This is a genomic window from Anaerotignum sp. (assembly GCF_030625865.1).
In the GTDB taxonomy this organism is placed as follows: Bacteria; Bacillota; Clostridia; order Lachnospirales; family Anaerotignaceae; genus Chakrabartyella.
This window is the reverse complement of sequence record NZ_DAOUQB010000004.1, coordinates 41637-64834: the sequence shown is the minus strand read 5'-3', so window position 1 is coordinate 64834 and position 23198 is coordinate 41637. Positions and strand designations below refer to the sequence as shown.

The 23198-nt window shown below is 40.4% G+C and carries 21 protein-coding genes, 1 riboswitch and 1 other annotated feature; of the genes, 14 read left to right on the top strand and 7 right to left on the bottom strand.

Annotation, left to right across the window (positions count from 1 at the left end):
• Positions 1 to 13 precede the first annotated feature (13 nt).
• The 5 genes from hrcA to P9Q65_RS02305 all read left to right on the top strand — a co-directional run bounded on the left by hrcA (position 14) and on the right by P9Q65_RS02305 (position 6008).
• Positions 14 to 1060 (top strand): heat-inducible transcriptional repressor HrcA, encoded by a 1047-nt coding sequence (hrcA, locus tag P9Q65_RS02325; RefSeq protein ID WP_304507506.1) that lies wholly within the window; start codon positions 14 to 16, stop codon positions 1058 to 1060.
• A gap of 17 nt (positions 1061 to 1077) precedes the next feature.
• Complete coding sequence (gene grpE, locus P9Q65_RS02320; protein WP_304507505.1) at positions 1078 to 1659, top strand: nucleotide exchange factor GrpE; 582 nt, start codon at positions 1078 to 1080, stop codon at positions 1657 to 1659.
• A 36-nt stretch (positions 1660 to 1695) separates the two neighbouring features.
• Positions 1696 to 3537, top strand: a complete 1842-nt coding sequence (gene dnaK / locus P9Q65_RS02315; protein ID WP_304507504.1) for a molecular chaperone DnaK — start codon at positions 1696 to 1698, stop codon at positions 3535 to 3537.
• Positions 3538 to 3624: 87 nt separating this feature from the next.
• On the top strand, positions 3625 to 4782 hold the full coding sequence (gene dnaJ / locus P9Q65_RS02310) for a molecular chaperone DnaJ (RefSeq protein ID WP_304507503.1): 1158 nt from the start codon (positions 3625 to 3627) through the stop codon (positions 4780 to 4782).
• 132 nt (positions 4783 to 4914) lie between these two features.
• Positions 4915 to 4993, top strand: a riboswitch (NiCo riboswitch).
• Positions 4994 to 5081: 88 nt separating this feature from the next.
• The gene (locus P9Q65_RS02305; RefSeq protein WP_304507538.1) at positions 5082 to 6008 is read left to right on the top strand and encodes a cation diffusion facilitator family transporter; all 927 of its coding nucleotides are present in this window, start codon (positions 5082 to 5084) and stop codon (positions 6006 to 6008) included.
• Positions 6009 to 6181: 173 nt separating this feature from the next.
• Here P9Q65_RS02305 and P9Q65_RS02300 read toward each other — a convergent pair whose 3' ends face one another.
• Positions 6182 to 7594 carry an aminotransferase-like domain-containing protein gene (locus P9Q65_RS02300; protein ID WP_304507502.1) on the bottom strand — a complete coding sequence of 471 codons (1413 nt, stop codon included), beginning with the start codon at positions 7592 to 7594 and terminating at the stop codon, positions 6182 to 6184.
• A 118-nt stretch (positions 7595 to 7712) separates the two neighbouring features.
• Here P9Q65_RS02300 and P9Q65_RS02295 point away from each other — a divergent pair, with 118 nt between their 5' ends.
• From P9Q65_RS02295 to trpA, 8 genes are all read left to right on the top strand, one after another.
• Positions 7713 to 8492 (top strand): PhzF family phenazine biosynthesis protein, encoded by a 780-nt coding sequence (locus tag P9Q65_RS02295; protein ID WP_304507500.1) that lies wholly within the window; start codon positions 7713 to 7715, stop codon positions 8490 to 8492.
• Between the two features lie 119 nt (positions 8493 to 8611).
• Positions 8612 to 8870: a binding site (T-box leader), on the top strand.
• A 51-nt stretch (positions 8871 to 8921) separates the two neighbouring features.
• Positions 8922 to 10385, top strand: coding sequence for an anthranilate synthase component I (gene trpE / locus P9Q65_RS02290; protein ID WP_304507499.1), 1464 nt, complete (start codon positions 8922 to 8924; stop codon positions 10383 to 10385).
• Positions 10382 to 10945 carry an anthranilate synthase component II gene (locus tag P9Q65_RS02285; RefSeq protein WP_304507498.1) on the top strand — a complete coding sequence of 188 codons (564 nt, stop codon included), beginning with the start codon at positions 10382 to 10384 and terminating at the stop codon, positions 10943 to 10945. The genes trpE and P9Q65_RS02285 overlap by 4 nt, the downstream gene beginning before the upstream one ends.
• Positions 10946 to 10961: 16 nt before the next feature.
• Entirely contained in the window at positions 10962 to 11972 is a 1011-nt protein-coding gene (trpD, locus tag P9Q65_RS02280; protein ID WP_304507497.1) for an anthranilate phosphoribosyltransferase, read from the top strand.
• Positions 11973 to 11983: 11 nt separating this feature from the next.
• On the top strand, positions 11984 to 12775 hold the full coding sequence (trpC, locus tag P9Q65_RS02275) for an indole-3-glycerol phosphate synthase TrpC (protein ID WP_330695146.1): 792 nt from the start codon (positions 11984 to 11986) through the stop codon (positions 12773 to 12775).
• Positions 12765 to 13376 (top strand): phosphoribosylanthranilate isomerase, encoded by a 612-nt coding sequence (locus P9Q65_RS02270; RefSeq protein ID WP_304507496.1) that lies wholly within the window; start codon positions 12765 to 12767, stop codon positions 13374 to 13376. Before trpC ends, P9Q65_RS02270 begins: the two co-directional genes overlap by 11 nt.
• Positions 13377 to 13395: 19 nt before the next feature.
• The gene (gene trpB, locus P9Q65_RS02265) at positions 13396 to 14586 is read left to right on the top strand and encodes a tryptophan synthase subunit beta (protein ID WP_304507495.1); all 1191 of its coding nucleotides are present in this window, start codon (positions 13396 to 13398) and stop codon (positions 14584 to 14586) included.
• On the top strand, positions 14579 to 15382 hold the full coding sequence (gene trpA, locus P9Q65_RS02260; RefSeq protein ID WP_304507493.1) for a tryptophan synthase subunit alpha: 804 nt from the start codon (positions 14579 to 14581) through the stop codon (positions 15380 to 15382). Before trpB ends, trpA begins: the two co-directional genes overlap by 8 nt.
• A 333-nt stretch (positions 15383 to 15715) precedes the next feature.
• On the opposite strand, the gene P9Q65_RS02255 is transcribed toward trpA, so the two are convergent.
• Genes P9Q65_RS02255 through P9Q65_RS02245 form a run of 3 tightly spaced genes read right to left on the bottom strand, consistent with a single transcriptional unit; the run spans position 15716 to position 17343 of the window.
• A complete protein-coding gene (locus P9Q65_RS02255) occupies positions 15716 to 16180 on the bottom strand; it encodes a low molecular weight protein-tyrosine-phosphatase (protein ID WP_304507492.1) in 465 nt (154 codons plus the stop codon).
• Positions 16181 to 16195: 15 nt separating this feature from the next.
• Positions 16196 to 16993 (bottom strand): nitrilase-related carbon-nitrogen hydrolase, encoded by a 798-nt coding sequence (locus P9Q65_RS02250; protein ID WP_304507491.1) that lies wholly within the window; start codon positions 16991 to 16993, stop codon positions 16196 to 16198.
• Between the two features lie 14 nt (positions 16994 to 17007).
• The gene (locus P9Q65_RS02245; protein ID WP_304507489.1) at positions 17008 to 17343 is read right to left on the bottom strand and encodes an ArsC/Spx/MgsR family protein; all 336 of its coding nucleotides are present in this window, start codon (positions 17341 to 17343) and stop codon (positions 17008 to 17010) included.
• A 245-nt stretch (positions 17344 to 17588) separates the two neighbouring features.
• On the opposite strand from P9Q65_RS02245, the gene P9Q65_RS02240 reads away from it, so the two are divergent.
• Positions 17589 to 18344, top strand: a complete 756-nt coding sequence (locus P9Q65_RS02240) for an exodeoxyribonuclease III (RefSeq protein ID WP_304507487.1) — start codon at positions 17589 to 17591, stop codon at positions 18342 to 18344.
• Between the two features lie 65 nt (positions 18345 to 18409).
• Here the strand turns inward: P9Q65_RS02240 and P9Q65_RS02235 are convergent, their stop codons facing one another.
• From P9Q65_RS02235 to htpG, 3 genes are all read right to left on the bottom strand, one after another.
• A complete protein-coding gene (locus P9Q65_RS02235; protein ID WP_304507486.1) occupies positions 18410 to 20092 on the bottom strand; it encodes a carbon starvation CstA family protein in 1683 nt (560 codons plus the stop codon).
• Positions 20093 to 20142: 50 nt separating this feature from the next.
• The gene (locus P9Q65_RS02230) at positions 20143 to 20643 is read right to left on the bottom strand and encodes a hypothetical protein (protein WP_304507485.1); all 501 of its coding nucleotides are present in this window, start codon (positions 20641 to 20643) and stop codon (positions 20143 to 20145) included.
• A gap of 419 nt (positions 20644 to 21062) precedes the next feature.
• Positions 21063 to 23081: a molecular chaperone HtpG gene (gene htpG, locus P9Q65_RS02225; protein WP_304507483.1), complete on the bottom strand. Its 2019-nt coding sequence runs from the start codon at positions 23079 to 23081 to the stop codon at positions 21063 to 21065.
• Positions 23082 to 23198 lie beyond the last annotated feature (117 nt).

Below are 23198 nucleotides of genomic sequence, written 5' to 3'. Positions count from 1 at the left end.
GGAGGCGGCTCTGATGTCATTGAATGACAGAAAAATTCAAATTCTACAAGCAATTATCAATGACTATATTGAAACGGCGGAACCGGTCGGCTCCAGAACCATTGCAAAGAAATATAACCTTGGTATCAGCTCTGCCACAATACGAAACGAAATGAGTGATTTGGAGGAGATGGGGTTTATTATGCAGCCGCATGCATCCTCCGGGCGTATTCCCTCAGATTTAGGGTATCGTCTTTATGTAGATCACCTTATGAAAAAACGGGAGTTGAGTTTAGAAGAGCAAGGGTATTTACAAAGTGTAATTTCCAGAGATATTAGTCAGATTGATTACCTCATGGAAGAAACAGCAAGGGTGATCTCCTCTCTCACAAACTATACATCCTTTATTTCAGAGCCTGTGGGGCAAAGGGCAAGAATTAAGCAGATTCGCTTATTGCCGTTGGATATGGTTTCCGTTCTTTTGGTAATTGTAACGGAAGATAATTTTATGAAAAACCATGTGATTAAATTGGGAGTTGTCCCTGATGAAGATAAGATTTTTGAAATTGGGATGTATTTAAACCGTGCATTCCAAGGATGTGCATTACAGCAGATTGGCCGTGAAGTCATAAGTAGACTGCAGATTCAATTGGGTGAATACAGTGAGTTACTGAGACCCATTTTAAGAGCACTGCAAGCTACCATGGATGCAGCGGAAAAAGTTCAGCTTCATATGAGCGGGGCAAGAAATATTTTGGCCTTTCCTGAATTTTCTGATATCAGCAAGGCAAAATCTTTATTCCAGACACTGGAGGAAAAAGATGTTTTGGTTACCTTGTTAGAAGAAAGCAAAAGCAATGATCTGCAAGTTTTAATTGGCAGTGAAAACACAGTGCAAAGCATGAAAGATTGCAGTGTCATTACGGCAACCTATAAGCTCAGCGACGACACAAGAGGTACAATTGGCATTGTTGGGCCTACAAGAATGGACTATTCCCAGGTAATTTCCGTGCTAAACGGAATGGTGCAAAATATCGAGAAGGTGTTACGAAACTTGACGGACGATAATAGAGACGGATAGAGAAAAGAGGGAAATAAGTGGAAGAGAATAAACAAAAGGAAGACATAATAGCGGAAGAAAATCTTGAGACGCAAGAGCAGACTGAAATTATAGAAGAATCGCCGGAAACAGAAAAAGCGGTGGAAGGTGAGGTGGTTGATGAAACTGCTGAGAAGATTGCAAAGTTGGAACAGCAGGCGGCTGAAAATTTTGACAAGTACCAAAGGTGTTTGGCTGAATTTGATAACTTTCGCAAACGTACAGCAAAAGAGAAAGCTTCCATGTATGATGATGGTGTGAGAGATACCGTAGAGAAGCTTTTAATGGTGGTTGACAACTTAGAGAGAGCCGTAGCAGCGCAAGCAGGCAAGGCAGAAGAAAATGATGGCTTTTTTAAGGGTGTTGAAATGACCTTAAAACAATTCCAAGAGGTTTTACATGGCCTGGGTGTGGAGGAAATCAAAGCACTGGGGGAACAGTTTGACCCGAATTTTCATGCGGCAGTTGCCCATGAGGACGATGAAAGCTATGGAGAAAATGAAATTATCTTGGAAATGTTAAAGGGCTATAAATATAAAGATAAAGTGATACGCCATAGTATGGTGAAGGTAGCTAACTAAGAAAAAATATTTATATTGAAATAGGAGGATAAAATTATGGGAAAAATTATTGGTATTGACTTGGGTACAACCAACTCTTGTGTGGCAGTTATGGAAGGCGGTCAGCCTGTTGTTATCGTAAATAGTGATGGTGCCAGAACAACACCTTCTGTTGTTGGTTTTGCAAAAAACGGTGAAAGATTGGTAGGGGAGACAGCAAAACGTCAGGCAATTACAAATCCTGATAATACAATCAGCTCTATCAAAAGAAGAATGGGCGAAAATTACAAAGTAAATATTGAAGATAAAAGCTATTCTCCTCAGGAAATTTCCGCAATGATTTTGCAAAAATTAAAAGCAGATGCAGAAAGCTATTTGGGCGAAACCGTTACTGAAGCGGTTATTACCGTACCTGCTTACTTTAATGATGCACAAAGACAGGCAACAAAAGATGCAGGTCGTATTGCAGGTTTAGAAGTAAAACGTATCATTAACGAGCCTACATCCGCAGCTTTGGCATATGGTTTGGATAACGAAAACGAACAGAAAATCATGGTTTATGACTTAGGCGGCGGTACTTTCGACGTTTCCATTATTGAAATTGGTGATGGCGTTATCGAAGTTCTTTCTACAAACGGTAATACACGTTTGGGTGGTGATGACTTTGACCAGAGAGTCATTGATTTCTTGGTAGCTGAATTCAAGAAAGCGGAAGGCATGGATTTAAGCAAAGACAAAATGGCAATGCAGAGATTGAAAGAAGCTGCAGAAAAGGCGAAAAAAGAGCTTTCTACAGTAAGCACAACCAACATTAATTTGCCTTTCATTACCATGAATCAGGATGGTCCTAAGCACTTGGATGTAACATTGAGCAGAGCAAAATTTGATGAGCTGACAGCTGATTTGGTAGATGGTACTATGGGCCCCGTTCGTCAGGCATTGTCTGATGCAGGTCTTAGTGCAAACGAAATTGACAAAGTATTGTTGGTTGGTGGTTCCACAAGAATTCCTGCGGTACAGGATGCAGTGAAGAAATATACCGCAAAAGAACCTTTCAAAGGCATTAACCCTGATGAATGTGTTGCTGTTGGTGCCGCAATTCAGGGTGGTAAATTAGCTGGAGACGAAGGTGCAGGCAGTGTACTTCTTTTGGACGTAACACCTTTGTCCTTGGGTATTGAAACACTGGGTGGCGTTGCAACAAAGCTCATTGACAGAAACACAACCATTCCTACAAACAAAAAGCAGGTATTCTCCACAGCAGAGGATAATCAGACAGCAGTAGATATCCATGTTGTACAGGGCGAAAGACCTTTGGCAAAAGACAACAAAACATTGGGACGCTTTAAATTGGATGGGATTGCACCTGCAAGACGTGGCATCCCTCAGGTTGAAGTAACCTTCGATATTGATGCTAACGGTATCGTAAATGTTTCCGCTAAGGATTTAGGCACAGGAAAAGAACAGAAAATCACCATTACAGCCGGCTCTAACCTCAGTGATGATGAAATTGACAAGGCTGTAAAAGAAGCTGAACAGTTTGCAGAAGACGACAGAAAGAGAAAAGAAGCAATTGATGCAAAAAATGAAGCGGACTCTTTGATTTTCCAGACAGAAAAAACCCTTGGCGAATTGGAAGGCAAGCTGAGCGAAGATGAAAAGAGTGCTGTGGAAGCAGAATTGAATAAATTGAAAGATACAGTGAAAGATTTGAACCCCGAAACAATGACAGAGACTGATGTGGAAAATGTAAAGGCGGCAACAGAGGCCTTAACACAGGAATTCTATAAAATTTCCGAAAAACTGTATCAGCAGGCACAGGCTGCCCAAGGTGAACAAGGTGCAGACCCCAACGGCGGAGATCCAAATGTTGTTGACGGTGAAGGCAAAGAACTGTAAAATATAGTAGTTGTGCATGGCAAGGGCGGGGATCTGCCCCTGCTTTTGCTGTAATGAGAGTTTGCAAGAACAAAGGTGGTGAGGAAGTTGGCAGATAAAAGAGATTATTACGAAATATTGGGGGTAAGCAAAGATGCCACTGAGGCTGAGTTGAAGAAGGCTTACCGTAAGATGGCAGTGAAATACCATCCTGACCAAAATCCCGACAATAAAGAAGCGGAAGAAAAATTCAAAGAAGTCAATGAAGCCTATGAAGTTTTGAGCGATCCTCAAAAAAAGGCACAGTATGATCAGTTTGGGCATGCTGCATTTGAGCAAGGCGGTGCAGGCGGCGGATTTTATGGTCAAGGCTTCGATATGGGAGATTTGGGCGATATTTTTGGCAGTATGTTTGGTTTTGGCGGGTTCGGTGGCGGTACCCGTAAAAATGGACCAAGACGGGGCAGTGATATCAATGTAAATATTCAGCTTTCTTTTGAGGAGGCAGCATTTGGCTGTACAAAAGAAATTTCTGTTAGTATATTAGACGAGTGTGAAGCTTGCCATGGTACCGGTGCGAAACCCGGTACCCATGCTGAAAGCTGCCCAAGATGTAATGGCACGGGACAAGAGAGATTTGTTCAGCAGTCTATGTTTGGCGCGGTCACCTCTGTGCGTACTTGCAGCCAATGTCACGGAACAGGTAAAATCGTAAAAGATCCTTGTAATACTTGCCGTGGTACAGGTAAAGTGAAAAAGACGAAGAAGTATGAGGTAAATATACCGAAGGGCATTGATAACGGCCAGACCATCCGCTTGGCAAACAAAGGCGAAGTTGGTGAAAACGGCGGAGGCTACGGTGACTTGCTGGTAACCGTTTATGTTCAGCCCGACCGTGTGTTTATCAGAAAAGGCTTTGATGTATATTGTGATGTTCCCATTACTTTTGTGCAGGCAGCTTTGGGTGGGGAAGTTACCATTAAAACCATTGATGGTGAGCAGAAATACACCATTAAACCCGGTACACAGCCGGAAACGGTGGTTACTTTACGGGGGGTAGGTATCCCTAACTTAAGAAACCCCAAAGTTCGTGGCAATCAGATTGTAACATTGAAAGTGAAAATTCCTACGGATATGAGCGAAAGACAGAAAGATTTGTTGCGTCAGTTCTATCAGGGTGAAGCAGCTCCAGCTCAGGAAAATAGGAGTAGCAGCGAAGAAAAAAAGTCTTTTTCGGAAAAAATGAAGGGCTTATTTAAAGAATAAGGAGATTTCCTGTTTATCGTTTTTTAGGTCGTTGTGAAATTACTTTAAGAATGATTATTTTTGAAAGAGTGTTGCTTTTGTCGACACTCTTTTGAAGGAACCACTTGACAATAAAGGATGTCATATATTAGAATACTAGGAACTGAGCAGGCAATAACATTTTGTTATGTGGCCGGGCAAGCAGCGGAAGATAAGCGCCTGTGGGACAGTAATTTGTTCCCGGGGCGTTTTTTTATATTTTTTTATGTTTGAATTTAGATAAAATACATAAAGTTAAAATGGGGGGGATTTTGGGAGAGATGAAAAGCAGAGCTGAAAAAAATGAGAAAATTGTAATGAAGGTATCCGTAAACAGTTTGATTGTAAATGTGCTTTTATCCATTGGGAAGGTGGTTGCCGGTGTAATGGCCAGCTCTGGTGCTATGGTTTCCGATGGTATCCATTCTGCGTCGGATGTTTTTAGTACATTTATTGTTATGATTGGATTTAAATTGTCAGCTAAGGAGTCTGATGAAAAACATCAGTATGGTCATGAACGGATTGAGTGTGTGGCAGCATTGTTGCTTGCGGTGATTTTATGTGCAACGGGGATTGCCATTGGTTATGGAGGTGTTCAAAAAATTATTCATGCAAGCGAGTTAAACTTAGCTATGCCCGGTATTCTGGCGCTGGTGGCTGCCATCGTGTCGATCTTTGTAAAAGAAGGGATGTATTGGTATACCAGAGATGCAGCAAAAAAGGTGAATTCCGGTGCACTTATGGCAGATGCTTGGCACCATCGTTCGGATGCTATGTCCTCTATCGGCAGTATGGTGGGTATTATCGGAGCAAGATTGGGCTACCCAATTTGCGATCCTTTGGCCAGTGTTATTATTTGTGTTTTTATTGTAAAAGCTGCTTATGATATTTTTAAAGATGCAATTAACAAGATGCTGGATACAGCCTGTGATAACGAAACTGTTGAAAAGATGAGAAAGGTTATTGAAGGGCAAGCGGGCGTCATGGGGATTGACCAATTGCAAACCCGTTTGTTTGGTGCCAGAATATATGTGGATGTTGAAATCGTAGCGGACGGAGAGATTACCCTAAGTGAGGCTCATGAAATTGCGGAGCAAGTACATGAAGAGATCGAAAAACATTTTGAAGATGTAAAACATTGTATGGTTCATGTCAATCCTGAGGTGAGTAATTTTATTGAGCCAAAGCAGGAGCAAAATAATATTTAAAGGTTTTTTGGTTTACAGGAAGCTGTTTTGTATAGGAGCGTTGCCGAAAGAACTATGACAACTTAAATGCCTAAAATCAATTATTAAACAATGGAAAAGCCCATATTGCAAAGGGGATTTTTGCAAAGTGGGCTTTTTTCTTACGGATTTTTAGAAAAGCTATGTTTCATGCCTTAAATAATAATTGGAAAATCTGCGATTCTTCGTTCATCTTCAATGAGTAAATTTTTCAGCTTTTCTAGTCCGTATTCCAGTTCTTCCGTTGTATTTGCCGAGGAAATGGCGATACGGAGAAATTGCTCCTTAGACGGTGTGCCTACTAAAAAACGGTTGGAGTGAAAAAGGCGTAAACCTTTCTCTAAGGCAAGACGCTCCATAGGCAAATCATATAGGGCTGGGGCAAGGGGCAGCCAACGTGAAAATGATAAAGGTGTTGGAGTTTCGTTTGGGAAATACCGTTCAAAGATTAAATTTCTGTTGAAAGCTTCCTTACGTTTTTTTGAAACAACTTCTTGCGCAATATCGTTTTGAATCATATAAGCGGCTGTTTCTACGTTTATGGAGGATGTTTTCACGTTAATATTAAAAATGCCCCGTGCAATCAATGCAGAAAGACGATGAGGAACAGATAGAATGGCTACACGCAATCCCGGACAAATTGCTTTGGAAAGACTCGCGATATAACATCCTTCCTGGGGGCATAGAGCAGAAACGGGTGTATAGCCTTGTGGGGATAAAAATGCATAAATATCATCTTCAATTAAGATAAGGTGATGTTTTTTGATTACTTTTGCTAAGGTTTCTTTGCGAGGGGTATCCATTAAAGTTCCTGTTGGGTTGTTGTATGTAGGTACAAGATAAACCCCCTGTATTCCTTGGAGGCGGCACTGCATTTCCAGATCTTCAGGCAGCATCCCTTTTTCATCTGCTTGTATGGGTACAAGCTTTATATTTAGCATATTTGCCAGTTCGATAAAGTTGGAATAAGTGAAATGGTCGGTAGCGATTTTGTCCCCATGGTGAAAAAGGGTAACGAGAACAACAGCAAAAGCATTTTGTCCTCCAGTGGTAAAGAAAATATCATCCCTATGAGAGTGCAAACCGTATTGTGCCAGCCATTTTTGTGCAGCATTTTTTTGATAGGGAGACCCAAAGGGTGCACTGTAGTCCAACAAGGAGGTTGTCGGGTTTTTTGACAAGATTGTCTTTATTGCTTCTTCCGTATATTGATTCAGTGAATCTAAGGGTTTGATGATCCCCATTTCCACAAGGGCGTTGTTTGTTTTTGTATCTTGTATGGAAATGGAAACGCCGGCATTGGGAGAAACAAAGGTACCTCTGCCGATTACGGCATAAAGAAAGCCATTGAGCTGGCATAGCTTGAAGGCCTTTGTAACAGTACTTAAATTAATATCCAAATAGTCGGCAAGCTCCCTCTGTGGCGGCAGTTTTGTATGGGGTGCCAAAGAACCATTTTTAATATCGTGTTCCAGAAGTTTTGCCAAAGAAAGATATAACGGTGAAGATAATTTTGTTTTTTCTGGCTTCCAAGACATGGGATAGTCAGTAAAAGAATTAACGGGCATTTTACTTCCTCCTTTTTTTGTATGTCATACAATTTATCCCTTGAAGCCATACAATTCGTAACATATAATTGCATTATAGAGGAATGATATGATATTTACAAGGAAAGGGGCGATTTTTATGAAATATTTTGTTGTTGATGCGTTTGCGGAAAATGTATTTGGAGGAAATCCTGCGGGGGTTTGCGTTGTGGAGCAACCTTTATCTATGGAAATGATGCAAAGCATTGCTGCAGAAAATAATTTGTCGGAGACAGCTTTTGTCCATAAAAAGGAACTAGGGAAATATGATTTAAAATGGTTTACGCCAAAAGCAGAAATCGACCTCTGTGGCCACGCAACCTTGGGAACGGCTTTTGTTGTTGCAAATTATATTGACCCAGAGGTTGAAAAAATGGCTTTTTCCACATTAAGCGGTATTTTAACTGTTACCAGAAAGGGCGATTTGTTGGAAATGGATTTTCCCAGCCGCATGCCTGAGAAAATTGAGGTTAAGGCGGAAATGGAAAGGGCCATAGGAGTCAAGCCATTAGAGGCGTATTTATCCAGAGATTTGATTTTGATATTAGAGGATGAAAAAAGCGTCAGAGAATTGAATCCTGATTTTGACAAGTTATTGGCACTTGGGGATGGTTTGGGTGTGGTTGTAACAGCCAAGACCAAGGAATACGATTTTGCATCTCGGTGTTTTTTCCCTAAATTAGGGGTAAATGAAGATCCTGTTACTGGCTCTGCCCATAGTAGTCTCATTCCCTTTTGGGGCGAAAAACTTGGAAAGGAAACCATGGTTGCAAAGCAGGTTTCAAAAAGAGGTGGCATCTTGCATTGCAAGAATGCCGGCGAGCGTGTGCGTATCAGCGGCGGGGCAGTTTTATATTTAAAAGGGGAAATATTTGTGTAAACGATATATTTTACTGAAAAATAGTGAGGTTGGCATACAAAGAAACATGTTAATTATATTTAATTTTATTTAATTAAATACTTGACAGAGAGAAATTGGAGTGCTACAATAAGCAAAAATTGAAACCGACGAACAAGAGGAGTAGGCATAACAAAATCACTTTCAGAGAGTTGCTGGCTGGTGTGAAGCGACAGTGTTGTTGTTCCGAATGGACTTGTGAGGGCGGAAAGAAATCGCTTTGGCGAGAGTAATGTCCGACGGGAACCCTGTCCGTTATCAGTAGGGTGTGTATGTTTGTACGCAAAATGAGTGATCTGTATTTTTTTGGTACAGGTAATTTGGGTGGTATCGCAGAAGCTAAAAGCTTTTGTCCCTTGGTTAAGGGACAAAAGCTTTTTTTTATTACCAAAAATTGAAGGGAGAACCGTTATGAATATCAAACCAAATGCAGTAACAATCAGCCGGTTAGCAAAAAGCTATGACATTGTACCGATTTCAAAAGAAATTTATGCCGATGTTATAACACCGATTTCGCTCTTAAGAAAAATTTCTCAGAAGTATCAACGTTTTTTTCTTTTGGAAAGCGTGGAAGGCGGCGAAAAGTGGGGCAGATATTCTTTTCTGGGCTTTAACCCAATTGTGAGAATTACCTGCAAAAATGGAACAGTTTCACTGGAGGAAGATGGAGAAGAAAAGGAAATTAAGGAAGAGCCTTTTTCGGCTTTAAGAAAGCTAATGAAACAGTATCAAGCACCAAAGCTTGAGGAGATGCCCCCTTTTGCAGGAGGCCTGGTTGGATACTTTGCTTACTCCATGATAGGGTATAGCGAACCCACATTAAAGCTTTCTGAAAGCGAGATGAATGATTATGACTTCATGCTTTTTGATAAGGTCATTGCCTATGACCATCTAAAACAAAAAATCTTGATTATAGTAAATATGAAGACAGACAATATTCTTGAGAATTATGGGAAAGCGGTAGCGGATATTGAAAATCTTTCTGCATTTATTGTGGATCAGATGCCTACACAAAAGGTTAATACTTCATGTATTCCCCGCTTTACAAGCAATTTTACCCAAGAGGAATTCTGCCAGGCGGTGGATAAGGTAAGGGAGTATATTTACGATGGGGATATTTTTCAAGGGGTGATTTCAAGGCGTTTTGAAGCGGAATATCAGGATAGCTTGTTGAATGCTTATAGGGTACTTAGGGCAACGAATCCATCCCCTTATATGGTGTTTATGCAGTGCGATGATAACCAAATTATTTCTGCCTCTCCGGAAACTCTTGTAAAACTTAGGGATGGGAAGCTTTCAACCTTTCCCATTGCAGGCTCTAGGCCGAGAGGCATAACAGCGGAAGAAGATAGGGCACTTGAGCAAGAGTTAATGGCAGACGAAAAAGAGCTTTCAGAACACAATATGCTGGTAGACCTTGCAAGAAATGATATTGGGAAAATTTCCAAGCCCTTAACAGTTCATGTTTCGGAATATATGAAAGTTATAAAATATTCTAAGATAATGCATATTTGCTCTGAAGTACATGGAGAGCTTACAGACGGACTTGATGCTTATGATGCAATCCGTTCTTTACTTCCGGCGGGAACCCTTTCCGGTGCACCAAAGGTCAGAGCCTGTGAGATTATAGAAACAATAGAAAAGTGCCCGAGGGGAATTTATGGCGGAGCATTGGGCTATATCGATTTTACGGGTAACTTGGATACTTGTATCGCAATCAGAATGGCAGTGAAACAGAAGAATAAAGTCTATATTCAGGCGGGAGCAGGAATCGTTGCCGACAGTGTGGGAGAAACGGAATTTATGGAGAGCGAAAACAAAGCGAAGGCTGTAATCAACGCCATTGTAAATGCGAAGGAGGCTAACGATTTATGATTGTTGTAATAGATAATTTTGACAGCTTTACATATAATTTGGTTCAGCTTGCTTACCAATTTGACAAGGATATCAGAGTTTTTCGAAATGACAGTATTACGCCACAGGAGGTGGATACACTTCATCCGGATTGTATCATTATTTCTCCCGGACCTTGTTATCCTCATGAGGCGGGAGTCAGTGAGAAAATGATACAAAAGCTTGGCAATAAGTATAAGATTTTAGGTGTTTGTTTGGGACATCAGGCTATCTGTGAGGTTTATGGTGGAAAGATAATCCATGCAAAAAAACTCATGCACGGCAAGCAAAGTGAAATAGATATTAACACGTCTTCTCCGATTTTTAAAAATTTACCAGATAAAATCAAGGCGGCAAGGTATCATTCCCTTGTTGCTCAGAGAAATACAATGCCCGATACCCTTGAAATTATCGGTGAAGTGGATGGCGAGGTAATGGCAGTAAAGGTAAAGGGGAAAGAGATTTACGGTTTACAATTTCACCCCGAATCCATCCTTTCGGAGCACGGAAGTACAATTATGAAAAATTTTCTGGAATTATAGTCAGGAGGTAATTTCTATGATAAAAGAAGCGATTAAATTAGCAATTGAGAAGGAAAATATTTCTGGTGAAATGGCAGAAGAAGTAATGAATGAAATCATGACAGGCAATGCATCTGAAACGGAAATGGCGGCATATTTGATTGCCCTTAGAATGAAGGGAGAAACCATTGAAGAAATCACCGCCAGCGCAAAGGGGATGCGTAAAGCCTGTACAAGATTGTTCCACGAAAAAGATGTTCTTGAAATTGTGGGTACCGGGGGAGACGAGGCGTTTACCTTCAATATTTCAACCGTATCTGCCCTTGTCATCTCTGCAGCGGGAGTTCCTGTTGCAAAGCACGGAAACAGAAGCGTTTCCAGCAAATGCGGCGCAGCAGATATTTTGGAAGGATTGGGCGTAAACATTGTGGCAGAAACGGATGTTATGACAAAATGTTTGGAGGAGAACAACATTTGCTTTATGTTTGCCCAAAAGTATCATCCTTCCATGGGCTTTGTTGCACCGGTGAGAAAAAGCTTGGGAGTAAGAACGATTTTTAATATCCTTGGTCCCCTTGCAAATCCCGCAGGTGCAAATATGGAGCTTATGGGTGTTTACGATAAGGAGCTTGTAAGACCTCTTGCACAAGTAATGCTGAACCTTGGTGTAAAGTCGGGAATGGTTGTATGCGGGGATGATGGGTTGGACGAAATCACTATGACAACCACAACAACTGCTTGCGAAATCCGAAATGGAAAGCTGAAAAACCGTGTCATTGACCCGGAAGATTATGGATTTCAATACTGCCAGCCAGGGGAGCTTGTTGGCGGCAGCCCAGAAGAGAACAAGAAAATTGCTTTGGATATTCTTTCGGGAAAGGAGCAAGGGGCAAAACGTGATGTAGTACTCTTAAATGCGGCAGTTTCCCTTTACATAGCCGAAAAATGCGGCAGTATTCAAGAGGGCATTATGCTTGCAAAGGAAATATTGGACAGCGGCAAGGCAATGGCAAAGCTTGAGGATTTTGTGAAGGCAACTAAGGGCTAAGGGGGAAGATTATGATTCTGGATGAGCTTGCTTATCGCGCATTCAAGCGTGTGGAGGAGCAGAAAAAAATGATTTCCTTGGAGGAAATGAAAGAGCTTGCCCAAGGGAAGGGAGACACAAAGCCTTTTGCCTTTGAAAAAGCTTTATGCAAAAACAATCTTGCTTTTATTTGTGAGGTGAAGAAAGCCAGCCCCTCAAAGAGTGTCATTGCTGAGGAATTTCCTTATTCAGAAATTGCGGCAGATTATGAGTATGCTGGAGCAGACTGTATTTCAGTTCTTACGGAACCTACAAGGTTTCTTGGGAAGGATGAATATTTATTGGAGATCAGCAAGCAGGTACAAATCCCTTTATTACGAAAGGATTTTACTGTGGATGAGTATATGATATATCAAGCGAAGACCCTAGGGGCATCAGCAGTGTTGCTGATTTGCGCTTTACTGGATACCCAGACGCTGAAAAAATACATTGCACTTTGTGACCGCCTTGAACTCAGTGCTTTAGTGGAGGCTCATGATGAGAAAGAGATAACCTCAGCTGTAAAGGCAGGGGCAAGAATGATTGGTGTGAATAACCGCAATTTAAAGGATTTTACCGTAGATATTCATAATTGCATCAGGCTTAAAAAATATATTCCCGAGGATGTGATTTATGTTGCGGAAAGTGGGATAAAAACCGCCGCAGATATTGCAAGGATATGGGATGCTGGAATAGATGCTGTTTTGATCGGCGAAACGCTGATGCGAGCAAAAAATAAAAAGAAAGAGCTGGAAACATTGAAGGGAGGGCATCATGAAAATTAAAATTTGTGGATTAAGCCGTCAAGAGGATATAACCATGGCAAATCGTTATAAGCCTGACTACATTGGATTTATATTTTATCCCCCCAGCCGAAGATATGTAACCCCTAAAAAAGCGGCTCAACTGAAAGCATTGCTGGACATGGGAATAAGCGTTGTAGGGGTATTTGTAGATGAGGATCAGGCGCTGATTGAACGTCTTTGCGCCAATGGCATTATTGATATCATTCAACTCCATGGGGACGAGGATTCAGACTATATAAAAAGGCTGAAAGAGATGACCCAAAAGCCTGTGATAAAGGCGATACGGGTGAAAAATGGGGAGGAAATTGTAAAAGCGTCAGAGCTTCCCTGTGATTACCTTTTATTGGATACCTACTGTGAAGGGGAATATGGCGGAAGTGGAAAAGCCTTTGACCATACTATGATTCCACCTATTTCAAAACCATATTTCCTTGCCGGTGGTTTGGACGTAAATAATATTGGCAAGGCGGCAAGAACCTGTACGCCGTTTGCTTTTGACGTTAGCAGTGGTTGTGAAACGGATGGGTACAAAGATGAGCGGAAGTTTATGGGGGTCGTATCCCTTGCAAAACTATTATAAGAGAGAAAGGGTTGATTTTATGACAGAAAAAAAGGGCAGGTTCGGAGGGTTCGGCGGACAATTTATACCCGAAACCTTGATGAACGCAGTGATTGAGCTGGAAGATGCTTATAACAAATATAAAGAAGATGCTGAATTTAATGCAGAACTGGAGGATTTGCTGAATAATTTTGCCGGTCGTCCATCCAATCTTTATTATGCAAAGCATATGACAGAAAACCTGGGCGGTGCAAAGATTTATCTGAAGCGAGAAGACTTGAACCACACAGGTTCGCATAAAATTAATAACGTTCTGGGGCAGGTACTCCTTGCAAAGAAAATGGGAAAAACAAGAATTATTGCAGAGACAGGTGCAGGTCAGCACGGGGTTGCTACTGCAACAGCGGCGGCGCTGATGGGCTTGGAATGCGAAATTTACATGGGAAAGCATGATACAGACCGACAAGCCTTAAATGTTTACCGTATGGAGCTTTTGGGGGCAAAAGTTCACCCCGTTACCAGCGGAACAATGACACTGAAAGACGCTGTAAATGAAACCCTTCGTGAATGGACGAGAAGAATTGATGACACCCATTATGTTTTAGGTTCGGTAATGGGACCTCATCCCTTTCCTGTTATTGTACGGGATTTCCAAGCGGTGATCAGTAAGGAAATCAAGGATCAAATGTTGGAGAAAGAAGGAAGACTTCCCGATGCAGTCATAGCCTGTGTCGGTGGGGGAAGCAATGCCATGGGAGCGTTTTACAATTTTATAGAGGACAAATCTGTGCAGTTAATCGGTTGTGAGGCGGCAGGGTTAGGCGTGGATACAACAGAAACTGCTGCAACCATGGCAACAGGTAGTGTAGGTATTTTTCATGGTATGAAGTCTTATTTCTGCCAAGATGAATATGGCCAGATTGCCCCGGTTTATTCTATTTCCGCAGGACTGGACTATCCCGGAGTAGGGCCTGAGCATGCATATTTAAGGGACTCCGGCAGGGCAGAATATGTTCCTGTAACCGATGACGAGGCGGTAGAAGCCTTTGAGTATCTCTCAAGGATTGAGGGGATTATTCCCGCAATTGAAAGTGCCCACGCAATTTCCTATGCAATGAAGCTTGCACCTACCATGAAGAAAGACCAAATTATTGTAGTGAATGTTTCCGGACGAGGAGATAAAGATGTTGCGGCAATCGCAAGACACAAGGGGGTTGAAATTTATGAATAAACTTACGGCGCAAGATTATATAGACAAGGCTTTTTCCAAGGGCAAAGCGTTCATTCCCTTTATCACTTGTGGGGATCCCGATCTTGAAACATCGGAAAAACTGGTTTATGCTATGGAAAAAGCAGGAGCGGATTTAATTGAATTGGGCATTCCGTTTTCCGACCCCGTTGCCGAAGGCCCTATCATTCAAGAGGCCAGTGAACGTGCATTAAAGGGCGGGGTTACAACGGATAAGATTTTTGATATGGTGAAAAAAATCAGAGAAACATCTTCGGTACCTCTTGCATTTATGACCTATGCAAACCTTGTTTTTACCTATGGCCTTGATAAGTTTCTTTTGGGATGCAAGGAATGTGGAATTTGCTGTGTGATTTTGCCGGACATTCCCTTTGAAGAAAAAGGGGAGATGCTGGATAAATTTCAGGAATACGGTGTAAAGATGATTTCCTTAATAGCACCTACATCAAAAGATAGAATCAGCAAAATTGCCGCAGAAGCAGAAGGTTTTGTTTATTGTGTTTCATCCATGGGGGTTACTGGTACAAGAACGGAAATCAAAACGGATGTTGCGGCTATGGTGGAAAGCGTGAAGGAAGTAAATCCCATTCCATGTGCCATCGGTTTTGGTATTTCAAGCCCTGAAACTGCCGCAAAAATGAGTAAGATTGCCGATGGTATTATTGTGGGAAGTGCAATTGTTAAAATTGTAGGTAATCACGGCAGAGACTGCGTGGAACCTGTTTGCAATTTTGTAAGAGAGATAAAAGAAGCAATAGCTATAAAGTCAAAACCTTGAGTGCTTTGCCCTCAAACACCCACAAGGATTTCACCCTTGACCCATTATAGTAGGCATCGCTTAATTTTCTTAAAAATTTCAAACCCGCATTTTAATGCGGATTCAGACTGTCGATAAAGTCAAAACCTTGAGGGTTTACCCTCAGGCACCCACAAGGGTTTTACCCTTGACCCACTATAAACAGCATGAATATGCGGTTTATACAAAAGTTTTTGGTCTTGCTTTTTACAAAAAGCAAGCGGGTTTGGGCGGTTGCCCAAGGTTTTTCGACACCCTGAAACCCGCATTTTAATGCGGGTTTTGTGTATTGTTTTATTTGTTTTAAAGAGTAAATTAGCAAGTTTTCTTTTTTAGGGTAAAATGAAGAAAGGCTTCCAATCCTTCCATAATATCCGTATGGGTGATATCAAAGTTACCTGTATACCAAGGGTCTGCAATATCTCTGGGGCGAGGGGAAAAATCCAAAAGGCGGTAGACTTTCTTTTTGGGATCGTCTCCCAAAATACCCATTAGGTTTTTTGTATTATAGGCCTCCATAACCAGTAGGTAATCAAAATCTTGGTAATCTTTTTTTGTTACTTGTCTTGCTGTTTTTTCACTGCAATCAATACCCAGGGAAGAGAGTTTTTCCTTTGCAGGGGGATAGATGCGATTACCGATTTCCTCACGGCTGGTTGCAGCGGAGGCAACAAAAAAAATTTGCGATAATCTTTTTTTTATGAGCATATCTCGAAACAGAAATTCCGCCATGGGGGAACGACAAATATTACCGTGGCAGATAAATAGTACACGAATCATAAAATAATACCCCTTTCAGTTTTTAAGATTTTGGAGAAGATTAGCATATAGTTCGGGTTTTCGATCAGCCTTTAAAGGAAATTTCCTTCGGCAAGTAAAGGCTTCTTCAGGAAGGATATCCATGATAGTTAGGTTCGTACCCTCTTTGGATTGGGCAAGAATTTTTCCACGAGGGGAGAGTACCATACTATCGCCGAAATATTCAAGGCTGCCACCCTTACCTGTGCGGTTTACGCCGATAACAAAGGTCTGATTTTCTATGGCTCTTGCTTTTAATAGGATTGACCAATCCTCTTTGCGGGAAACGGGCCAGTTGGCTATCACCACCAATAAGGTGCTTTTTTGGGATGCGGCTTGAAAAATTTCGGGGAACCGTAAATCATAGCAGATAAAGGGAGATACGATAAAGTCTTTTATTGAGCATGAAACGATAGAATTTCCGCCTTTATAAAATTTGGCTTCTGTGCCCAAGGAAAAAGGATGGATTTTTGCATAGTCCGCCACAAGTTCCCCTGTTTCTGATAGGATTACACAATGATTTTCAGCTTTTTCATCCTTTAAGATTGGCAATCCAAAGCAAATTGCCATGTGATACCGAATGGCATTTTTTTTGAAAAATTCTATGGTTTTACTCTCTAAGAAAAGTTCACCGAACTCCTTTGTTTTCTCTGTAAAGCCGGTTAGGGTCATTTCGGGAAAAATTAAAAAATCTACCTGCTCTTTTGCAGCAGTGTGGATTATTTTTTCGCAAAGTTTTTCCCCATATGTTTTATCTTCAAAGCCCATATCCAATTGTCCAAGCCCTATGCGCATAGAAGTTCCTCCTTTTAGATCCATTCTTTCCATACATCGGGGCAATAGCCCAACGTAAAGTCTTTTCCGTTTCTTACAATGGGCGTTATGAAAAGGCTGGGATTTTCGAATAAAGTACTTTCGCGTTTGTTTTCATCGATATAATCCATATAGAGAGACTGATAGGCTTTTGCTTTTCTGTCTATCATATTTTCCACGGGGATACAACGTTTTGCGCTTTCAAAAACGCTTTTACTCATGCCGAACTCATGGATATCAATATTTTGATAAGGTATTTTTCGCTCTTTAAAATAGCGTTCGGCTTTTTTGGTATCAAAGCTTTTTTTTGAGCCATAAATTTGGATATTCAAAATGCTCACTCCTTTCGGTTTATATTTGATTTTAGCCTAAATTGAAAAAAGAAACAAGACGAAGGATTAGAATTAAGCCAGATGGAATCTTTTTCTTGAGAACATGATATTTAAATGGAAAGGAGTTGAAAAAACTTCCTATTATGATAGAATTGAAGCATATTAAAAAATACTTAAAGAAAACAATGCTTTTTTACGAGCATTTTTTATTGAGCTACAAAAGAATGAGAGGACGGTGTTTTAAGATGAGAATGATTTCATGGAATGTAAATGGCTTGCGTGCTGCGGTGGGCAAGGGCTTTAAGGAATATTTTAAAGAGGAAAATGCAGATATTTTTTCTTTGCAGGAGACAAAGCTTCAGGAAGGGCAAATTGATTTGGAGACGGATGGATATTTTCAATATTGGAATTATGCCCAAAAAAAGGGATACTCCGGTGTAGCTGTTTTCACAAAAAAGGAGCCTCTATCGGTTTCCTATGGAATTGGCGTTGCAGAACACGATATGGAAGGTAGAGTCATTACACTGGAATTTGAGGGATTCTATCATATTACGGTGTATACACCCAATTCTCAACAGGAAAATGCAAGACTTGGTTATCGTATGGAGTGGGAGGATGCTTTTCGAGAATATGTATCGAGATTGGATCAAGAAAAGCCTGTTATTATTTGCGGAGATTTGAATGTTGCCCATAACGAGATAGATTTAAAAAATCCTTCCAGCAATCGACGCAGTGCAGGGTTTACCGATGAGGAACGTGGAAAGTTTTCGGAGCTGTTGAGCGCGGGTTTTGTGGATACCTTCCGTTTCTTTTATCCCGATACAAAGGGCATTTATTCTTGGTGGAGTTACCGCTTTAATGCAAGAAAGAATAATGCGGGATGGCGGATTGATTATTATGTTGTTTCCCAAAGACTGAAGGAAAAACTCATTGATGCAAAAATTCATAGCAATATCATGGGGTCTGACCATTGCCCTGTGGAATTGGAAATTCAACTCTAATAAAGGAAAGACCCGTGATTACACGGGTCTTTTTATCATCTATATTTTTATTGATTAATGAAGTATTATGCGGTTTTTCTTTTGCCGAAAATGACGCGACAGCCTTCTATCGCCAAATCAATTGCCAATGCAATTAACAAAATAATAAATGCAATTTGCAGACCCTCTGCGGACATGCTTGCAGTTCCTGCGGAAAAGGCCTTTATATTCTTGATCAGTGTGAGAATTAATGCGCTGATGGTTGCAACCAGCATGAACACCATGGGGAACAAAAACATTTTGTTGTTCTTACCAATGTTGCCCAACCAAGCAGCGGCTGCCAACAGAGCCAAAGCAGCAAGCAACTGGTTTGCTGAACCGAACAAAGGCCAAATTTTTGCATAACCGCCATTAGCCATAAGACCACCGATTACAACGGTAACCAATGTTGCAAAATAAGGATTTGCACATAATTTCTTGAATCCGGTTAATGTTTTGGGATCAGTGCCTTCAGGAATAAAGAATTCCTGGAACATGTATCTTGCAAGTCTTGTTGCAGTGTCTAAAGATGTCAAGCAAAAAGCAGATACAGCCAGAATAATAATTGCATATGCTATGTTGTAAGAAGATTCCAAACCAATGGAAGCAATCATGGTTGCAATACCTGTTGCGAAAACCTGTGTGGGTGTGCCTTCGGGCATAGCCCCATCGGTGAAAAGAATACCTACACAAATTAAGGCAATAACGGCTAAAGCACATTCAATTAACATACCGCCGTAACCAATAACTTTCGCATCTTTTTCAGAGTCAAGCTGCTTGGAAGTTGTACCTGAACCAACTAAGCTATGGAATCCTGAAATGGCACCACAAGCAACAGTGATAAACAACATAGGGAACAGGTGACTGTTATCGTTTGCGCCGGTAAAGCCTGTGAAAGCAGGCAGGTTCATTGTAGGGTGACTGCCAATGATACCGATAACAGCTGCAATCATCATGCCATAGAGCAAGAATGAATTTAAATAATCTCTGGGTTGAAGCAAAATCCAAACCGGCGTTACGGAAGCAACAAAAATATAAGCCAAGATAATGAGTAACCATGCTTTCGCTGACAAGTAAATAGGGAAGTTCAAACCAATGGCAATACAAGCGATAATGGCAATTACACCGATGATGGTAGCTACGCTTAAAGGCGCATTTTTACGATATACCAAAGCACCGAATATAATTGCTACAATAATAAATAATACCGAAATTGTTGCGGTGGAGCCGTTTGCAGGAATCAGTTGTCCATCTGGGGTAAAACCATTGAAAGTGCCTACTACGATGCTGGCAAATGCAGCTACTACCAAGAGTAGTGTCAAATAAGCAAAAATCAAAAACAGAATTTTTGCTTTAGGCCCAATGTTTTGTTCAATAACATGACCGATGGATTTCCCTTTGTGGCGTATGGATGCAAAAATTGAAGAAAAGTCTTGCACAGCACCAAAAAAGATGCCGCCGATGAGGATCCAAAGCAATACGGGCAGCCAGCCGAAGATGGCTGCCAGAATAGGCCCATTGATGGGTCCGGCACCTGCGATGGATGCAAAATGATGCCCCATAAGCACAGGTGCTTTTGCAGGGACATAGTCAAGACCGTCTGTTTCTGTATGGGCGGGTGTTTCTTTTGTAGGATCTACCCCCCACTGTTTTGCTAACCAACTACCGTATGTAAGGTATCCAACAAAAAGTACAATGATGCCGATTAATAATATTACTAATGAATTCATAAAATATCCTCCTTCCCAAGGCTAGGTAAGTAAAATATAAATATAGATGATTAAGATAAAATATTTTGCAGCAACGGCAGGAGTTCTTTCCCCTTTTGATTTGAATAGACCTTTCCGTTGCTGAGGTCTACCGCAGCAATCCTCAGATACATCCATCCGTGAAAGGAAAATAAATAGGTTTTGTGAAATTTTGCTTTCTTGATTTCATTGATGATTTCTTCGGGAAGTAAATCTGCCACCAAAATTAGGGAAACGTAAGAATACATGTGTTCACTATGGGGCTTAATTTGCGCCAAACCGGCTTGAAGGACTTCTTTTTTCAGAGATGAAAAATCTTCTGCCTTTGGAGTATCTGAAAAAGCGAAATATACATATTCGTTCATTTCTGTTGCCCAGAGCTTTGCGGAACGCACGAAAATATATTTTTCCGAGCGGGAGTGAAACTGAGCAATAGCGGGTAATTTCCTTGAACCAATGGAGACATTGTATTGAATGTCAAAGTATGCTTCATAGGATGGCATAAGCTGTTGTAAAAAAGCTTCTTTTGTCATATTTCACCTCCTGTTGGAATTTATTTTTCTATATATTAATTATACGCCTTGGGAAAGAGGTATTACAACTTTGAAGCTGTTTTTTTCTTCAATTCGTCAACTTAAATACATTTGTTTTTTTATGAAGAAATAAAGTGACTTATTTAACAAAAATAATTAAATTTGGCGATAATAAATATGCAAAACATATAACATATTTTTCCATCAAAGAAATTTATTGGATATTTTTATAATTTTAAAAATAAATATTAATAAATCAATGAGGGATTAAATTGGAACTTAAAAAAATGGAGTAAAAAACGCCCCTAAGTAAAGAGTAATTTGCATCTGAGTCATAAAAATGGGTCAAGTTTATCCCATCTATGAATGCATTACCCTCTTAGGGGAGCTTTTTATAAAACAATATGGGTTGTAGTATATTACTTATTTGCTTCAAAGGAAGCTAGTTTTTCCAGCAAAGTATTACTACGATCAATAAAGCTTGTCATTTCATCTGAGGTAAGAGGACGATGGCTCATAAGTGCCAAGTCATAGATATGATGGCATAGCATTTGCACATCATCTTTCTTTTCTTCTTTTTCCCTCATATCAAACAGGTATTTGACCAAGCCGTTGGAACGATTAAGAACCAAGGTTTCTTCGGGTTTCACATCTGCAAACATTGCCTTCAAATCTGTAGCATTTCCGTAGGATTCCATCATTTCCATCATACGGCGGGATTTTTCGCTTAAAAGAATCATGGCTGAAACATTTTCTGCTTTTAATGTTTCTGTGGTTACCTTTAAGGAGTCATTTTTTGAAAGTTCACGGAACAATGTTTCCATTTGTGTAGTTGCAAATTCATCTGCCTGTTTTTTTGCTTCTGAAATTTCCCCATCTTCTTTTTGCTGTAACGTATCCGTAATATCAGCGTCAATACGTTGCACCTGGATGCCGGAGTTTTTATACTCCAAGAAAGAAACAAAGGGTTTGTCTATGGCAGTGGAAAGAATTGCTGCTTCCAGACCTTGTTCTTTGAAAAGGCGGATATACTGTGCTTGTAAATTTTCATCAGAAACAAAGAACAGCTTATTTTCATGTTTTTCTTTGTTTTTTTCCAAATATTCTGAAAGGGTTTCATATACATCATCGGTGGTTTTCAGCAACAATGCATCTTTTACCTTATCATAGAATTTTTCTTCTCGCATACAGCCGTACTTAATGAAGATACCAATATCGTTCCAGAAGCCCTCATATGTGGAGCGATCATTTTTAAAGAGCTGAGTCAATTTATCAGCAACTTTTTTTGTAATGTAGGTGTTCATTTTATCAACATAGCCGTCATTTTGCAATGCACTACGGGATACGTTTAAAGGCATGTCAGGGCAATCCAAAACGCCTTTTAGAAGAAGAAGAAATTCGGGTACCACTTCTTTGATATTGTCAGCAATATATACTTGATTGGAATAGAGCTTAATTTCTCCCTCAACAACGTCCATATGTTCAACCAGCTTAGGGAAATATAAAATACCCTTTAAGCGGAAGGGGTAATCCATATTTAAGTGAATCCAGAACAGGGGATCATTCATATCGAAGAATACCTTATGATAAAAGGCTTTGTATTCTTCATCAGTACAGTCCTTTGGCTGTTTTTGCCATAAAGGGGTGGTATCATTTAAAGGTTTCGGTTCTTCCGCTATTTCAGCCTTTTTTTCTTCAAGTTCTTCCAAAGCATCTTCTTTTGTAAGGTTTTCTGCTTCTTCAGGGGAAACATGAAGGGTGTTGGCCTCTTTTTTTTCTGCATCCTTTTCTTCTTCCGTTGGTTCTTTTATAACATCAACGTAAATAGGAACAGGCATAAAGGAGCAATATTTCCGAAGGGCTGCATAAAGTGTAGATTCTTCCAAAAATTCTTTTCCGTCTTCTCCTAAATGCAAAGTAATGGTGGTACCTCTTGTTTCTCTGCTTCCGGCATCCATTTCATAATCAATGCCGCCTTCGCAAATCCATTTTGCCGCTGGGGCGTCGGGTTGATAGGAAAGGGTATCAATCTCCACCTTATCTGCAACCATAAAGGCAGAATAAAAACCTAAACCAAAGTGTCCAATAATTTCATTTTCCTGATCGGCTTTTTCTTGGAATTTGGCAAGAAAATCTGTCGCCCCGGAAAAGGCAATTTGGTTGATGTATTTTTTGATTTCATCGGCTGTCATACCGATTCCGTTGTCAATAATTTGCAGCGTTTGAAGATCTTGATTTAAAACAACGTGAATCTCTAACTTTTCCGTTTCGGGGATTTCTGCTTCCCCTAAGCGTACTAACTTTTGAAGCTTTGTCACGGCATCACTAGCATTGGATACCAATTCCCGAACAAAAATATCTTTGTCGGTATAGAGCCATTTTTTAATAATTGGCAAGAAATTTTCACTATTGATTGAGAGATTTCCTTTTTCATTCATTTTGCATAACCTCCTAAAACAAAAATTGATTTTATAGCTTGTATGATATATCAGTAATTTTAGTCATTAATAAAGAAAAAGTCAATAAAAAATTAGCACTCGAATTAAATGAGTGCT

Excerpts from the sequence above, each read along its gene's own strand:
- hrcA (WP_304507506.1), top strand. The coding sequence starts at position 14 with ATGTCATTGAATGACAGAAAAATTCAAATTCTACAAGCAATTATCAAT.
- dnaK (WP_304507504.1), top strand. The coding sequence starts at position 1,696 with ATGGGAAAAATTATTGGTATTGACTTGGGTACAACCAACTCTTGTGTG.
- P9Q65_RS02305 (WP_304507538.1), top strand. The coding sequence starts at position 5,082 with ATGAAAAGCAGAGCTGAAAAAAATGAGAAAATTGTAATGAAGGTATCC.
- P9Q65_RS02300 (WP_304507502.1), bottom strand. The coding sequence starts at position 7,594 with ATGCCCGTTAATTCTTTTACTGACTATCCCATGTCTTGGAAGCCAGAA.
- P9Q65_RS02295 (WP_304507500.1), top strand. The coding sequence starts at position 7,713 with ATGAAATATTTTGTTGTTGATGCGTTTGCGGAAAATGTATTTGGAGGA.
- trpE (WP_304507499.1), top strand. The coding sequence starts at position 8,922 with ATGAATATCAAACCAAATGCAGTAACAATCAGCCGGTTAGCAAAAAGC.
- P9Q65_RS02285 (WP_304507498.1), top strand. The coding sequence starts at position 10,382 with ATGATTGTTGTAATAGATAATTTTGACAGCTTTACATATAATTTGGTT.
- trpD (WP_304507497.1), top strand. The coding sequence starts at position 10,962 with ATGATAAAAGAAGCGATTAAATTAGCAATTGAGAAGGAAAATATTTCT.
- trpC (WP_330695146.1), top strand. The coding sequence starts at position 11,984 with ATGATTCTGGATGAGCTTGCTTATCGCGCATTCAAGCGTGTGGAGGAG.
- P9Q65_RS02270 (WP_304507496.1), top strand. The coding sequence starts at position 12,765 with ATGAAAATTAAAATTTGTGGATTAAGCCGTCAAGAGGATATAACCATG.
- trpB (WP_304507495.1), top strand. The coding sequence starts at position 13,396 with ATGACAGAAAAAAAGGGCAGGTTCGGAGGGTTCGGCGGACAATTTATA.
- trpA (WP_304507493.1), top strand. The coding sequence starts at position 14,579 with ATGAATAAACTTACGGCGCAAGATTATATAGACAAGGCTTTTTCCAAG.
- P9Q65_RS02255 (WP_304507492.1), bottom strand. The coding sequence starts at position 16,180 with ATGATTCGTGTACTATTTATCTGCCACGGTAATATTTGTCGTTCCCCC.
- P9Q65_RS02250 (WP_304507491.1), bottom strand. The coding sequence starts at position 16,993 with ATGCGCATAGGGCTTGGACAATTGGATATGGGCTTTGAAGATAAAACA.
- P9Q65_RS02240 (WP_304507487.1), top strand. The coding sequence starts at position 17,589 with ATGAGAATGATTTCATGGAATGTAAATGGCTTGCGTGCTGCGGTGGGC.
- P9Q65_RS02235 (WP_304507486.1), bottom strand. The coding sequence starts at position 20,092 with ATGAATTCATTAGTAATATTATTAATCGGCATCATTGTACTTTTTGTT.
- P9Q65_RS02230 (WP_304507485.1), bottom strand. The coding sequence starts at position 20,643 with ATGACAAAAGAAGCTTTTTTACAACAGCTTATGCCATCCTATGAAGCA.
- htpG (WP_304507483.1), bottom strand. The coding sequence starts at position 23,081 with ATGAATGAAAAAGGAAATCTCTCAATCAATAGTGAAAATTTCTTGCCA.